9 protein-coding genes are annotated in these 16,286 nt (G+C 44.3%); 2 read left to right on the top strand and 7 right to left on the bottom strand.

All coding sequences use genetic code 11. The features are described 5' to 3' along the window. Positions 1-66: 66 nt before the first annotated feature. Entirely contained in the window at positions 67-1,668 is a 1,602-nt protein-coding gene (locus H9Y05_RS14670; RefSeq protein WP_216714718.1) for a S8 family peptidase, read from the bottom strand. Positions 1,669-1,787: 119 nt separating this feature from the next. Between H9Y05_RS14670 and H9Y05_RS14665 the strand changes: the two genes are divergently transcribed. Together H9Y05_RS14665 and H9Y05_RS14660 are read left to right on the top strand one after the other, a co-directional pair. Beyond that, positions 1,788-4,337, top strand: coding sequence for a S8/S53 family peptidase (locus tag H9Y05_RS14665; RefSeq protein WP_216714717.1), 2,550 nt, complete (start codon positions 1,788-1,790; stop codon positions 4,335-4,337). A gap of 129 nt (positions 4,338-4,466) precedes the next feature. Then, the gene (locus H9Y05_RS14660; protein WP_163492848.1) at positions 4,467-6,572 is read left to right on the top strand and encodes a VWA domain-containing protein; all 2,106 of its coding nucleotides are present in this window, start codon (positions 4,467-4,469) and stop codon (positions 6,570-6,572) included. 109 nt (positions 6,573-6,681) lie between these two features. On the opposite strand, the gene H9Y05_RS14655 is transcribed toward H9Y05_RS14660, so the two are convergent. The 6 genes from H9Y05_RS14655 to H9Y05_RS14630 all read right to left on the bottom strand — a co-directional run bounded on the left by H9Y05_RS14655 (position 6,682) and on the right by H9Y05_RS14630 (position 15,832). Continuing rightward, complete coding sequence (locus tag H9Y05_RS14655; protein ID WP_216714716.1) at positions 6,682-8,118, bottom strand: TolC family protein; 1,437 nt, start codon at positions 8,116-8,118, stop codon at positions 6,682-6,684. Next, a complete protein-coding gene (locus H9Y05_RS14650) occupies positions 8,108-11,245 on the bottom strand; it encodes an efflux RND transporter permease subunit (RefSeq protein ID WP_216714715.1) in 3,138 nt (1,045 codons plus the stop codon). Before H9Y05_RS14650 ends, H9Y05_RS14655 begins: the two co-directional genes overlap by 11 nt. Positions 11,246-11,276: 31 nt before the next feature. Further along, positions 11,277-12,380, bottom strand: a complete 1,104-nt coding sequence (locus H9Y05_RS14645) for an efflux RND transporter periplasmic adaptor subunit (RefSeq protein WP_163492845.1) — start codon at positions 12,378-12,380, stop codon at positions 11,277-11,279. Positions 12,381-12,460: 80 nt separating this feature from the next. After that, positions 12,461-12,814, bottom strand: coding sequence for a hypothetical protein (locus H9Y05_RS14640; protein WP_163492844.1), 354 nt, complete (start codon positions 12,812-12,814; stop codon positions 12,461-12,463). Between the two features lie 100 nt (positions 12,815-12,914). Then, positions 12,915-15,011, bottom strand: coding sequence for a hypothetical protein (locus H9Y05_RS14635; RefSeq protein ID WP_216714714.1), 2,097 nt, complete (start codon positions 15,009-15,011; stop codon positions 12,915-12,917). Next, the gene (locus H9Y05_RS14630) at positions 15,008-15,832 is read right to left on the bottom strand and encodes a PorV/PorQ family protein (RefSeq protein ID WP_216714713.1); all 825 of its coding nucleotides are present in this window, start codon (positions 15,830-15,832) and stop codon (positions 15,008-15,010) included. The genes H9Y05_RS14635 and H9Y05_RS14630 overlap by 4 nt, the downstream gene beginning before the upstream one ends. Positions 15,833-16,286 lie beyond the last annotated feature (454 nt).

The raw sequence follows: 16,286 nt of genomic DNA, 5'->3' as shown, positions 1-16,286 counted from the left end.
AGCATCCAAGCAAAAAAGGGATGCCTCATTGGAGCATCCCTTTCACATTTATGTTTTTTTATCTAATTATTTCGTTGCTTCCAGTGCAATCGCTGCTTTTACAGCCGCAGGAAGGTTAATCACACCACCTGTTACTGACAAGGTTCCGAAATCAACCGGAGTTTCTTCTCCCGGTTTTGTTTGCTGCGATCCTTTGTAGCTTGTTGCTGTTGTCAACAAAATATCTTTGATCTCTTTCATCGACAATTTAGGGAAATACGAACGTAATAATGCTGCTGCTCCCGTTACCATCGGCGCTGCCATTGACGTTCCCTGCAATTCCATGTATTCACTTTGAGGAACAGCATTGTAAATCTCAAGTCCCGGAGCAAATACATCTACTCCTTTTTGTCCGTAGTTCGAAAACGATGCGGCCAAATCTCCGTATGCTTGTCCTTTTACAGTTGCATAACGTGTGGAAGCTCCGATTGTCAGGTAATGATCCAGTTTTTTGTTTTGGAATTCATACATAGAAGTCGGGAAGTTCGGTTCAACATCTACATCCTTCGCATCATTTCCTGCTGCATGTACCAACAATACACCTTTTGAATCAGCATACGCCAATGCATCGTATACGTCTTTTGCCAATGGAGAATAGGATTTTCCGAACGACATGTTGATCACTTTCGCTCCGTTATCCACTGCATAACGAATTGCCAATGCGATGTCTTTGTCAAATTCATCTCCGTTAGGAACAGCACGCAGCGACATCAGTTTTACATTTTCAGCAACTCCGTCACCTCCCAGTTTATTTCCGCGAATGGATCCTACGATACCACCAACGTGAGTTCCGTGCAATGCATCCGGTCCTTCCACATCATTGTTTCCGTATTTCACATCCTTCATGTTATTCGGATTGTCACCGATCAATGAGCGATCATCGTAGTCAACATTCAGGTTGTAGTTCAACATCTGGTTGATCTGGTCCTTTTGTTTTTCCAACACTTCTTTTGTCAGACGTCCTGAAGAAATAGCCAGCGCCAATTGCTTCAATTGCATCCCCTGCGGGTCTGTCGGTTTCCACTTATTCAGATCTTTCTCCGTATAATTTGTTTTACCGATCATTCCTCCAACCATTGTAGGTACTTGTTCAATCAATCCTGCCAACTGATCCATTTGCGCCATGTATGGTTCGTATTCTGCCCGTTCAGCAGCAACCTCGTCACGTACTTGTTTGTACAGTTCGTATTCTTTTTTGTCCGCGTCACTTACTGATCCTTCATCAACAGTTGCATATTTCGGGGACAATTGAGCCAGGATACGCGTTCTTTCCAAACGTGCATAATTCTGGTTTTCTCCTTTTGCATTCCCCAGGAAGTTCCATCCGTGGATATCGTCGATGTATCCGTTTCCATCGTCGTCAATTCCGTTACCCGGAATTTCTTTTTCATTCACCCAGATTTTTCCTTTCAAATCTTCGTGTTCGATGTCTATCCCGGAGTCAATAATTGCAACTACAACCGTTTCGGACTGGCGTTTTTTCAGCAATTTATAAGCTTGCTCCGTCTGCATACCGTTTTTTCCGTTGTACCAGTCAACAACTTCTTTTTTAACCGCTTGCGCATTCAACACATTGGTAATTCCCAACGCAAAAACAGCAAGACTTAATTGAATGATTCTTTTCTTCATACTATCGGTTATATAAAATCTTTTTAAACTGCTCAAAGTTGCAAAAAATTGTCGACGATTGCTATTATTTTTTGTCATAATGCATTAATTTTAGCATATTTGGTTCAAAATACTGATAAATGGTAAACCGGCTTTTTTTCACGCTGTTACTTCTGGTCGTTGCAACAGCTTCTCATGCTCAATCAGGGGCATTTGGTTACAATCAATTAAGTGATGAGCAGCTACGGTTGACCACTACCTTTTGCCTTCCGAACCAGGAGGTTTATAAAACTGCCATTCGAAAAAACAAATGGAACACCGTGCGCGAGAACCCTTTTTGGATTTACTTCTCCGCAACAGCCATTGAAGTCAGCGAAGCTTATAAAAACGGAGAACTTCCCGATTACTACATTGAATATGCGCCTCCTCATTTATTGAATGATTCGATGCGGGCGCATCACAACATTGATGCGGTACACAATGGCACAGGTCTTTCCATGCCATATAAAGGTAAAGATGTCATTGTCGGGTACGTTGACACCGGGATTGAAATACAACATCCCGATTTTAAAGATGCGAACGGGAAAACGCGCATACTCCGGATCTGGGATCATTCGGTTTCTTCCGGGGGAACCTTATCTCCTTACGGTTACGGAATTATCTGGGACAGCACGCAAATCAACGCAGGACTCTGTACCAGTACGGACGACAGTGCACATGGAAGCACTGTTGCCGGAGCCGGTTCAGGAAACGGAAGGGCTGTCGGTTACAACCAGGGGGCGGCTCCCGAATCGGATATTATCATGGTGAAAACAAACTTTTCATTACCCAACTGGTCACTGACGGTAGCCGATGCCTGTGACTATATTTTTAAAGTGGCGGATACACTGGGAAAACGGGCGATTGTTAACCTGAGTGTCGGTTCGTACCTGGGAAGTCACGACGGCAGAGATCCTGCGGCAGTCAGAATCAATAACCTGTTGGATGAAAAAGCAGGAAGAATTGTTGTGGCGGCATGTGGTAACTCCGGCGGAATCGGGAATTACCACTGCCAGGGGATTGTTACGAACGACACGACCTTTACCTGGTTTGAGAACAATCCGAACTCTTCTTTTGGTCCCAACAAAATCTTTTTTGACTTGTATTCCGATATGGACCAGGCAACTTATTCTTACTCTTTTAAGGCTGTAAATCCTGCCGCGAACTACCAAACACGCGCACAGTTAGTGTTCAGACCGGCAACAGCGTCACTGGGAGTACCTGTTTTTGACACTTTACGCAACGCAAACGGCGATCGCATTGCGACGCTTGAAATCTATACATCTCAGGAAGGAGCCAATTTCCACATGCAGGTACTGTTCAGAAATGTAGATACAACTAATTACCTGTATGGATTTTATACGCGCGGATCGGGAAAATACGATCTGTGGTCGGGGACCGGATTGGGGTATAATAAAATTGTCGAGGTACTTCCTTCTTCTGCTGCGTTTCCAAGTATTGTGAACTATCATTTACCGGATGCTCAGCAAACCATCGTTTCGAACTGGAATTGTTCTCCCAAAGTTGTTTCTGTCGGCAATACACGTAACAGAAGTCGCTTTGCCAACTACGCCGGCGGTTATTATTACCCCAACGAGACAACACCTGTCGGGAAGTTAAGCCCGGGCTCCAGTAAAGGTCCCAACAGACACAATGTCATCAAACCGGATGTTGCCGCTTCAGGCGATGTTATGCTGTCCGCAGGCCCACTCTGGTATTTTGCGGAACCTGCCAATTATCCGAAAATGGATTCCGGCGGGTGGCACCTGGGAAATGGGGGAACATCCATGTCCAGCCCGGTAGTAGCCGGAATTGCCGCGTTGTTTCTCGAACGATGTGAAAAAGGAAACTATCAAACATTCCTGGATGCGCTTCAGCAGTATTCTTTCTCCAATACTTATACCGGCCCCTTACCCAACAATGCCTATGGGTACGGTTTGATTGACGCTGCTGCGATTCTTCAAAATCAAGAGTTCTCAGCCACCATCGATGGAGATACGGTACTGTGTGTCGGTCCCAATCTTATTGAGGTACAAGCGACAGATTCCATCGCCTCCGTACTCTGGTCAAACGGAAGCACAACACTGGTCAACCAGCAATACACGCCCGGAGAAGTCTTTGCAATCGTCTACAATGAATTTGGCTGCGGTGTTCATTCCGACACCTTGATTTTAACACAGGAAACGGTTGAAAGCATCGATCCGATTACGGTTTCCGGTGATTACCTGACGCTGTCCACTACCTCCTCTAATGCGGTGTATCAATGGACCTTAAACGGGGTAGATCTTCCGGGAGAAACGAATGATTCACTGATTTTGTCTTCTTTCCAGAGTGGATTTTATGACTGTTATACAACCGGAGAAAACGGATGTACTGTTTATGCCGGAGGAGTCGGAATTTATCTATCCGTTGAGAATCTCAGTAATTTATCTCTGATCATCTATCCGAATCCGGCAACGAATCAAGTGACCATTTCAACAGAAAGCAACCTGATTTCAGTCAAGATGTTTGACCTGACGGGAAAAGAAATTCCTGTTGATATGAATACGAATGTGCTGAATATTCAACACCTGGCAGACGGTTATTATCACCTGCTGATCCAAACAGATAAAGGATCGGCACAAAGCAAACTGATCAAGCGGTCGGAATAACCGGAAAAAAGTACTGATTACACATGAGCGGAGACACGGCTATGGTGCTCCGCTATTTTTTTATTCCCACGAACTATTTTGCTGTCTTTGACTTCTTGTTTGCCATTACTTTTGTATTTTCGTGGTCAAATGAGATTCAGTTCCGATATATCACTGTGGTGGTTGATTCCGATAGCAGGGTTAGCAGTTGTACTTGCTTCCTGGATGTATTCACGCAAATCAAACAGTTGGGTAAAAGAACTGTCTTCCCGTTGGAGAATTGCCTTCGTCACGCTGAGAAGCCTTTCCCTGTTTCTGCTGGCACTGCTGCTGTTCGGGATCATTTTCCAGGCGTTCAACTACAAAAAAGAAAAGCCAATTCTGGTTGTCGGAGTAGATGACAGCGCTTCCATGTTGAATTATTCGGATTCATCCGCTGTTCCGAAGCAGGTGAAAACACTACTGGAATCCATCCATACGGAACTCGGGGAAACATTTGATGTCATTCCTTATTCCTTTTCAGGAATTCCGGAATTGCTGCAAGGTGATGTTTCATTCAAAGCAGGAAATACCAATTTGACAACTGCATTTGAAACAACCAAAAGTGAATTTTACAACCGGAACCTGGCCGGTGTTTTATTGATTTCCGACGGAAATTACAATACAGGGTCAAATCCCGTATACGCAGCGGAAAAATACAATACGTCTTCGATTTATACCCTGGGTGTGGGAGATACCATTACCAAGCGGGATCAGTTGATCAAACACGTTTCCCACAATGACGTGGCTTTTCTGAAGAACGATTTCCCTGTTGCCATTGACATTGAAGGCATCAAAATGGGAAAAATCAGTACGGAAGTCTCCATTGAATCCAACGGGAAAAAAATTGCTTCACAAACCATCCAGTTCAAGGACGGAGCCAGTGACTATGAACAAGTCTCGTTTCTCCTCAACGCGAGTACACCGGGAATTCAGCAGTATGTTGTCAAATTGAGTCACAAAGACAATGAATACAATTATGAAAACAATGCGCGTACGATTTATGTGGAAGTTATCGATTCAAGAAGCAAGGTACTACTGTTGTCTGCTGCTCCTCACCCGGACATCGCGTCACTCAAATCGGTGTGGGAAAAAGACCAGAACCTGGAAGTTGAATTCAAACTGTTGGCCGACTGGAACAGGGACCTCAAAAACGTGGACCTCATCGTCTGGCATGAACCGGGGTTGAATGCAACCCGGGATATCCAGCAAGCCATCATGAACAACGGTATTTCAAAACTGTTTATCGTCGGATCTCAATCCAATGCTTCCTCCATCTATCAGCTTGAAATCGGCGTGGAAATTCCCGCGGGAAATAACCTGGATGATTATGAAGGAAGTTTGAATACAGGATTTAATGCATTTGAATATAGCACGGAACTCCAAAAGGCCTTTACGTATTACCCTCCACTCAAAGCGAAATTCGGAAATTTCCGGATTCCCAAAGATGCATCAGTGCTTTCCTATCAACGCGTCGGGCCTGTTGTAAAAAAAGAAGCCAATATCTTTTTTGCCGGGAGTAAATCAACATCGGGGCATGCATTCAAATACGGGTTTATTTACGGAGAAGGAATCTGGAAATGGAAACTGACGGAATATGCACGTACGGGCGCTGTTGCTGCTTTTGATGAATTGATTTCTAAAACAGGGCAATACCTGATGGTAAAACAAAATACGGATCCGTTCCGTGTTGTTCTCCCGAAACAATTCACACCGAACGAAAGCATTACGATCAACGCTACGGTACTGAACGCGTCTTTAGACCCGATTACAACAGCTGAAGTACACTTTGTACTGACTTCCGAAAACGGGAAGGAATCCAAATTACAATTCGGTGTTTCGGGAACGGGATACAAACTGGATGTAGGAAAATTAGATGCCGGTAAATATTCCTGGAAGGCCTATACTTCCATCAACGGGAAATACCACGAGAAAAAAGGAGAATTTGTCGTGAAACCATTGTTTCTGGAACAAGCAGACAACAGCGCGAACCACAATCTTCTGAAACAACTGGCGGAAAAAACAGGCGGGCAATTCGATGTGCTGAAAAACAGTCAAAAAATCATTCAGGCGATAAAAGCACGGGATGATTTTAATTCGGTAAGCTACCAGGAATCTTCGTTCAACGAACTGATCGAATACTTCTTACTCTTCCTGTTCCTTGTGCTGACCTTGTTTGCAGAATGGTTCTTCAGAAGGTACCTGGGAAGTTATTAGTTTTCTTCTTACTCTCTATTTGTTTTCTAAATCTATCAATAACCGAACGCAAACAAAAAGGCCAGACAGCATTGCCATCTGACCTTTTCAATCGGGGTATTCCGCTACACTACTCCATCTCTCCCCCCAATGCTTTGTACAATGTGATCAATGTGCGTGCATTGCGCTGCTGATAATCCACATAATCCAATTCTGCCTGCAGTTTGTGTTTTTGCGAATTAATGATTTCCAGGTAATTTGCATATCCTGTCAGGTATAAATCATTGGAAACACTCACCGCTCTGTCCAGGTAAGCAACTTCCTCCGCTTTTATTTTCAAAATGTCCTGATACACTCCTACCTGCGTCAGCAACAAACTTAATTCATTGAACGCAGAGGTTACATTTTTCTGGTAAGAATAAAAAGCGATTTCCTGGTTGCGTTTGGAAATGAAATAATCGCGTTTCAATTGTCCCTGGTTGAAAACAGGTGCCGTCAATCCTCCCAGAATCTGCCAGGCCAGTGACCCGGGATTAAAAAACGTTTGCATGGAAAATGCATTCATTCCAATTCCTCCACCGATTTGCAGTTTCGGGAAAAAAGCGGCTCTCGCGGAACGTGCATCGGCATTGGTTGCCAACAATTCGTAATAACTTTCAGCCACATCCGGACGCTGATGGATAACCGAATCAACATCCATTGTTTGATTTAAAATCTGCAGGTGATTGGTAATAAAATTACCTCCTCTGGAAATCGTTCCTCCATACTCTCCTGTCAACGTCAGCAAGGCTTTTTCGGTAGCAATGATATCCAGTTTCAACTGTTCGATTTCCGCCAGCAGTTTTTTTGTCTGCGCTCCGAATTGCTGTACCGCCAGCTCCGTTGATTTTCCTGCGGAACGTTCAGCCAGAATGATTTCAAATGCTTTTTGCTGTACTGCGTAATTCTCCTCGTAAATGATCATTTTCTTGTCGAGGGCAATCAATTCATAATACAGATCGGCGACGTCTGTGAACAATTGATTCCGGACCAGTCTGAATCCTTCAAATGATGCCAGGTAACGTTCTTTTGCCGCTTTCTTTTTATTGCGGAGTCGCCCCCAGATGTCCACTTCCCAGGATGTTTGTACACCGATGAAATAATTGGGCGTGATGTCTGTCCGGATTTTTTGATTCTCCTCGATATTGGCAGACAGGTTGGTATCAAAGTTCCCGACCCCTTCCATGGTGTATTTCCCGAATTTTGTTCCGGAAGCATTGACCAACGCATCGACTGTCGGCAACATGGCCCGTTTGGATTGTTTCAAATGCGCATTTGCAATCTGTACACGCTGTTGCAGGATCTGGTAATCCGGGTTGGCCTGCACCACTTTTTCAAATAAAGCGATCAGCTCCGGGTCATTGAAATACGTTGTCAGCGTAATCGGAACAAATGCCCCGGTTTGTGCTGCTGTTGTATTTCCGAATGATTCAGGCAACGGTTTTACATTGCTTTTATCAATATCTTTTGGTGCGGCACATGCTGAGATCAGCACAATCACAAGCAGGCCGGTAATTTTATTCTTCATGGTGTATGTTCTCCTGTTTCTGTTCTTTTTCAGATCCCATTTTTGCAAAAAGGATGTACAATCCCGGGATCACTATAATTCCGAAAACGGTTCCGATCAGCATTCCTCCTGCTGCTGCCATTCCGATGGATCGGTTTCCTGTCGCTCCTGCTCCCGCTGCCAGACACAGTGGTATCAACCCGGCAACAAATGCAAACGAAGTCATTAAGATTGGCCGGAATCGTTGCCGTGCCCCTTCAATTGCAGCTTCCACAATTCCATATCCTTCTTTGTTTCTGGCGATCGCAAATTCCACAATCAGGATAGCATTCTTGGCCAACAACCCGATCAGCATCACAAGGGCCACCTGTGCATAGATGTTGTTGTCCAGTCCGGCAAGTACCAGCGCAAAATACGACCCGAAGATCCCGATCGGCAAGCTGAGGAGTACCGGGAACGGCAATAAGAAACTCTCGTATTGCGCCGCCAGCAACAGGTACACAAACAGCAAACACAACCCGAAAATATAACTGGTTTGGTTTCCTGATAAGATTTCTTCCCGTGTCATCCCCGACCATTCCACACTAAATCCTCTCGGGAGTGTTTTCGCCGCGATCCGTTCCACTGCCTTGATGGCATCTCCCGAACTGTATCCTGCTTCCGGTTCCCCGTTGATCATCGCTGACATGTACATGTTGTACCGCGTCAACACCTCCGGGCCATATACCCGCTCAATGCGCATAAATGTAGAAAACGGCACCATTTCTCCGGCATCATTTTTCAGGTACAGATCCAGGATACTTTCCGGATTCCGCCGGAATTCAGGGCCTGCCTGTACCATTACCCGGTACATCTGGGTAAAACGAATGAAATTGGTTGCATAATACGATCCGAGCATGGTCTGCAGGGTCGACATCGCATTGTCAACAGATACACCTTTCTTTGCCGCCATGTCGTAATCGATGTGAATCATGTACTGCGGGAAGGTCGCATCAAAGGTTGTGAAGGAGTTTTTCAATTCCGGAGCGGCGTTCAGATCGGCAATGAATTTCTTTGTGACCTCATCCGTGTTCTCAATGGTTCCTCCCGATTTGTCGAGCAAACGCAATTCAAAACCGCTGGTGTTTCCAAATCCAGGAACTGTCGGCGGCGCAAATACTTCTATTTCCGCATCGGCGATGTCTTCTGTTTTTTCGGACAACTTCGCGATGAATTCATCCACAGAAATATCCCGTTCACTCCAGTTTTTCAGGTTAATCATTCCCATTCCGTAAGAAGCGCCTGCAATTTCTGTCACAATACTATATCCTGCCAGCGTCGTCACGTTTTCAAACCCTTCAATTTTTGCGGCATGACTTGCCACCTCGTCCAGCACTTTTTCCGTACGTTCAACAGTTGCCCCTTGCGGTGTTGTTACATTTACATACAAAATTCCCTGGTCTTCCATCGGAATAAACCCGGATGGCAGAATCGAGCTTGTACCCCACGTCAGGAAAATGAAGAGAAACAGAATCCCCAATGTAACGGATGTACGACTGGCAAACTTCGAGAGCATGTTCGTATACTTTCCGGTTACACGTTCAAACCAGTTGTTAAACTTATCAAAGAACCTGCCCATTACTCCTTTTTTAGCGGTATGGTCATGTGGTTTAAGAATAATGGCACACAATGCAGGTGTCAGGGTTAACGCGTTGATCCCCGAAATGACAATACTGATCGCCAATGTCAGGGAGAACTGACGATAGAATACCCCTACCGGACCGCTCAGGAAAGCCACAGGAATAAATACTGCTGACATGACAATGGTAATCGCGATAACGGCTCCGGCAATTTCTTTTGTCGCGCTGATGGTCGCTTCCAGCGGTGCCATGTGTTCTTCCACCATCTTCACGTGGACGGCCTCCACGACGACAATCGCATTATCGACCACAATTCCGATCGCCAATACCATGGCAAACAAGGTCAGTAAGTTGATGGAGAAGCCCAGCATGGACATGAAGGTAAATGTACCGATCAACGCCACCGGAACTGCCAGTACAGGAATGAGTGTCGAACGCCAGTCCTGCAAAAAGATAAAGACGACCAATCCCACCAGGAGAAATGCTTCGATGAGGGTTTTGAGTACTTCGTGAATGGATGCATCCAGAAAACGGGAAACGTCATACGCCAGGTTGTAATCCATTCCAGGAGGGAAAGAAGTTGCTTTCAGTTCCTCCATTTTGTCTTTTACATTCTGAATTACTTCCGAGGCATTTGATCCCGGACGTTGTTTCATCATGATCGAAGCGGAAGGTCGTCCGTCTGTTTTGGAAACCATTCCGTAGCTCATTGCTCCGAATTCAATTTCTGCAATGTCTTTTAATTTCAGAATTGTTCCGTCCGCATTGGAACGGAGTGCCACTTCGGCATATTGCTCGGGCTCGTAAAACTTCCCGGTATACTTGATTACATATTGCAGTTCACTGTTAATTTTTCCCGAACCTTCTCCTACTTTCCCGGGAGCTGCTGCGATGTTTTGTTTTTGCAATGCTTCTATAACTTCATTGGCCGAGATGGAATAAGCAACCATTTTTTCAGGATCGAGCCAGACGCGCATGGAGTATTCTTTTTGCCCCATGATTTCGGCACGTCCTACTCCTTCAATCCGCTTGAGTTCCTGCAGAATATTGATGTCCGTAAAATTAAAAATGAACTGTTCATCCTGTTCATCATCCGTGCTGACAATGTTCAGGTACATCAACATACTGTTTACTTCTTTTTCAGTTGTTACACCGGCACGGATTACTTCTTCCGGTAATTCATCCAACACGGTTGTGACACGGTTTTGGACATTCACCGCCGCCAGGTCCGGATCGGTACCCACCTCGAAGAAAATCTGGATCATCGTGAGCCCGTCATTGGAGGTAACGGTGGACATATATGTCATTCCCGGCACACCATTAATGGCTCGTTCCAATGGCAGTGCGACCGCATTGGCTGATACTTCGGCATTGGCTCCCGTGTATTTTGCCTGTACGATAACCGACGGGGGAACGATGTCCGGGAATTGAGTAATCGGTAACTGGAACATGGCCAGGATTCCCAACAATAATAAAAAGAGGGAAATCACCAGCGACAAGACTTTGCGTCTGATAAATAATTCTACCATAAGATCGTGATTTAATCGTTAAACAACCATTTTACTGGTTTGTACTTTTTGATTTTTTAGGTTGAATTTTTTCTCCGTCCCGAAGCGATTGTGTCCCTTCTTTCACAATGACATCGTGTTCGTTCAATCCTGAATCGATGATATACGCATCTTCCAATGTTCCGCCGATGACCACTTTTTTCATTTTAACGGTATTGTCTTTATTGACCAGGAAAACAAAGCGTTTATCCTGTATAGAGAATACCGATTTTTGCGGGATGATCAACGCTTTCGGCTTATTTTCTGAAATGATCAGTTTTCCGGATGTTCCGTGTTTGATCAATCCTTCCGGGTTGCTGAATTTTGCTTTGAATTGGATCGAACCGGTGTATTTGTCAATTTCTCCTTCTGCCGTTTCCAGTACACCTTTGTGGTTGTATTTCGCCCCGTTCGGAAGTACGAGTTCAATATCCCGGTGAGCTCCCAGTTTATTGTCTGAGATCAACTGAAAGTAAATGTTTTCAGGGATGGAAAAGTAAGCAAAGATTTCATCCAACTCGGAGACAGTTGTAAGAAGAGAACCGTTTTGCACCAGGCTTCCTTCTTTCAGCGGAATCCGGTCGATTACCCCGTCAAACGGGGCTACAATCGTTGTAAAGCTGATCTGCTGTTCAATGGCATTCTTCTCAGCCGTTGCGTATGCCACTTTTGCTTCTGCCGCTTCGTATTTGGCTTTTGCAAGTTCCAGTTCATTGTCAGCAATCACTTTCTTGTCAAACAATGTCTGCATTTGTTTCAATTCCACAGCAGCCATTCTCAGGTCTGCCTGTGTTGTTTTCAGTGTCGCTTTTGCTTTCAGCAACTCAATCTGTAATTCGATGTCACTCAATTTGAAGAGTGTCTGTCCTTTCTTCACGTGTTGCCCTTCATTGACAAACACACGATCCATTAATCCGGCAATCCGCGCATGGATTTCAATGTTCTTTTTCGCCTGAATATCGGCGACAAACTTATTGGACACGATTGTATCCTTTTTTTCAACCTTAAAAACAGGTAATTTTTTGATTGTTCCGGTGTTACCGGAATTATTGTTATCACCGCATGAAGCAATTAAAAATAACAATGCGGCAACCAAAACGAGATGTATTGATTTCATTAAAAAATAAATTGATTAAAAAACTGAATTCCCTAATAAATGACCACGGGGGTCGATGCATTAAAAACGTATTGAATCAATCAATACAGCTGAAAGCGATGGAGAAAGGAAATCTCACCGCTTTGACACACATCAATACAGGGGTTAAAAATGGAATATTTTTTTATTTTCTGCTTACAGGTAACACCTGAAAACAAAAAATAAAACGGTTCATTCTGGAGGGTTTCCTGATTGGTAGAACTATTTCCTCTGCGTGAATTTTTAATAAATGCAAAACTGTCTCCGAGATCTTCATGCAACGGGTGAACACGTGTTTCCGTTTCATCCAGTAAATTTTCGAGGGAATAGATAGTGCCCGTTTCTTCATTTCCATGTGTTGTAAACACTGAAGCGACAATAATAAAGATCAGGAATATGAATTTAACCAACTTCATTTCTTACTGTACCGGTGCTTGCACTTGCAAATGATAAACTTAACTACTCGTGTGCAAAAGTAACATCTTTTTTAAAACGGGAACGCATTTTAACAGGTTATTAAAACTTCAACCGCAACTGAACAGTCAGGTCCGACTTTTGGTTTTTATTAATCAACTCAGGTCCTGAGCCTAAGGTCTTTTGATTGTTGTACAAGAAAATTCCGTAACGCACCCATACATCCATTTTTCGGAACAGGGTAAGCCGGATCAATGCATACGCCCTGCTTCCCTGGTAATAATACGCAGGAATAGAGAACACATACAAGGCATTCGCTTCAAAGGAATACAACCGGGAATCATAGCTGTCCGTATCAAAAAGTGCATACCTCAGTGTGACATCAAACGGAAGTTTTTTCGGTTTGTATAACAAGTCCTGAGTGAATAGAATACCATCTTCCGGTTTACTGCTCGGACGATTGATTGTTACGTATTCAATCCTGCTCTTAATTGTAAAGTCATCTGAAATCTTATACGCGACATTGATCCGGTAATTTCGCTGGTACACGTCTTCAATCTGTGTAACGGTTCCATCCGTATACCTGCTGTTTTTTTGCCGTAACTGTTGTCGGAAACGGGCATAAATTTCCAGGTTCCGGGAAGGCCTGTACGTTGGTTGGATCAATAATTCGTGTCCGTGGCTCGGTTGGTCGACGAGGTATTTTAACCACGGGAATTCAAACAAATCAAAATACGTATTGAGCGACCATGACTTGGTGATGTTTACGTTCAACCCGGCATAGATTCCCCGTTCGTTGTTGGCCATTCTCCCTGATTCTGCGAATGCAGCATTGTAAAAGGTTTCATATCCCCGTTGGTAATTCCGGTACACGAGTGTCATCGTAGCCCGTGAGTCGAGTGAGAACAATACCCCATGGATATTCGCCCAGCTGTTGGAATGCGTCACGTAACTGGCTTCTCCGAAAAAGTGAAAATTGCGGATCACATAGCTGTAATCTGCCGAAACGGACGTTGTATTCTTTCCTCTGAAATCAAACTGGTTATATGGCAATACCGGTTTGTTGAAATCCCTGTTGTATCCCCAATTCACTCCGGCAATTCCAATGTGCAGGTTGCGTTTTTCATAGCGCAGGTTTCCTCCGTAGATGGTTTCCGTCAATGTTCCCTTCCGCGCAATCTCTGAATTGGTTCGGTGAAAACCGGTAAGATTTATACTGGAGACATATTCTGTTCCCACATCATAATCCAGATCGTCCACCGCCAATGTATCCGTAGATTGCATGGCACCATCGACTTTTTTAACGGAGCCGAATAGTGTCAATTGAAAATTTTTGTACCCCAGATCTACCGCAGCACCACGCAGAAACCGCACCTCATCGACGGATGTATACGGTTTGAGTGAATTGGCGCTTTTTTTCACATTTACGGCATCTGCTGTTTTTCCAAAGGCATAGCCCGACCACAGGTTCAGCCCCTGCCCGATTTGGATCTGGTAATCTCCCAATGCCACAGCACGCACGTATTTTCCACCACGGTAAAAGGCGTGAACCGAATAAAAGTCAAACCCGTTTTTTTGTGCCCCTTTGAAAAATTGTTCTCCCGGGTCTTTTTCTGCTGTAAAACCCAGACTCAGATTTGTCCGGTACGCATAGCGAAACCGGGTGTAATATTTATCTGCATTTCCGTGGTAATACGAATTATTGCTGTTCAACACCGAATCATTTGGAGCCGTATATCCTTTTTTCTGCTCCAAGGTACGCTGATAGCGCGCGTACCACTCAAAATCACCTCGCTTAATGGCTTCTTTGAACGAAACGTGCAACTGCTCCAACCGGTCGTCAACTTTCACAAAGGGAAGTACCAAAAAAATAGTTTCCAGGTCCCAGTATTTTAGACTTTGCAGTTCATAAATAGAAATCAACTTTCCGAATCGTTCCCGGTGCAATAGCAAGTCATTGATCTGGATATCCGTCAGCAGATTGAGTTCCCGAAGGTTTTCTTTGTCCGCGGTATTGAGATTCAGCGGTGTTTCCAGGCGGTAATACAACGTCTGGATAACATCCGTCAGGTCAATGTCTTCCGATTCCAGTTGCTCTGAAATAAATTCAATTCGTTGCTGCACAATGGACTCTTTCTCTTGTCCGAATACAGGAGCAATGATCGTGAACCAGACCAGTATGAGCAACAGACGATTCATTGTTCTTTTTTCTTGTTGGCACTATATGTCAGTGAGAAATTGGGTGACCACCCCAGGATTTGCTGGTAGGACGATCCCGCATCGATGGCAATGACTTTCCATTTGTATCCCAGTCCGAATGAAAACTCGATCGGTGCTCCGGCTACTCCCGCCCGTACATAGAAATTTTTAACCGCCTGGTACTCTACGGCTGCTTTAAAACGGGCGCGGTTGATAATTGTTTTTGACGCTTCGATTAAGAACAGCACCTTGTCTGAAAGGTTGTAACTCATTCCCAGCCGGAAATTGGTTGAAAAGCGTTCATCCTGGTACTCATTCAGTTTAGCTCTTCCGATGTTCATCACACTGAAACCCAAACGCCAGTGGTCTGTAAGCAATGCCTGAAGTCCGGCTTCGGCTGTAATCCCATGCCGGTTTCCATAATTCTCATTCAGCTGCAACCCCTGGTAATTCAGCTGTATTCCTGCAAAAAAGCGATTGGCCAACCGCAGGCTGTATCCTGCTCCTATCCGCTGGGTGCGAAATTGTTTATATCCATAAAACTGCGCTCCGACGGAAATCACTCCATATTTCAACGGCTGTGCATAGGCAACACCCTGGCTTTGAAATTCTTTCAGTAAAAACCGGTTTTCATAACTCACCCCGACTGTTGCTTCCGTCAATTCTCCCAATGCGCCGGGATTGTGATGATACGCCCAGGCATCTGCAATCGTTACCGACGCGTTTGCCAGTGCATTCGAACGTGAACCTACCGGAATCCAACCTTGAGAATAAGCAGTATACGTAAAAATCAGTCCAATAAGTAAGCATGTATATTTCATTCCATCCTGTAAAAAGGCTATTGTTAACAAAACTAAAAAAAATGTGAAAGGATCACACTACGTTTGAAAAGAAATATCCCCTCAAGGGCTATATTCCTTACACGTTCACCAACAAAAGATACACAATCGTAAATCAAAAACAATAAAAATTCACATTTTTACACATTTATTTCACACATTAGTTATTTTTTCATTATATTTGTACCGGAGAGTATTCTTTGCTTTATGACAAACTATTCCGGTGACCGGCAGCCATTCAGTTGGTTTCCACTTCTCAACGACCAGCCGGATTACTTCACTGCCTCTCTTAGGTTTATTCTCCGTCAAAGCGGTAATCACTTAAATACATACACTTATGAAAAAGAAAAAATGTTGTCACTTCCAGCTGTTTACTGTCCGGAGAAGCAGTTTGTTTATACTGTACCTGTTTATGCTGTCTGTCACCACACATATC

The organism is Taishania pollutisoli, from assembly GCF_014518315.1.
GTDB lineage: Bacteria > Bacteroidota > Bacteroidia > Flavobacteriales_D > Crocinitomicaceae > Taishania > Taishania pollutisoli.
Note: the sequence above shows the minus strand (reverse complement) of the source record. Positions and strands in the feature narration are given on the sequence as shown.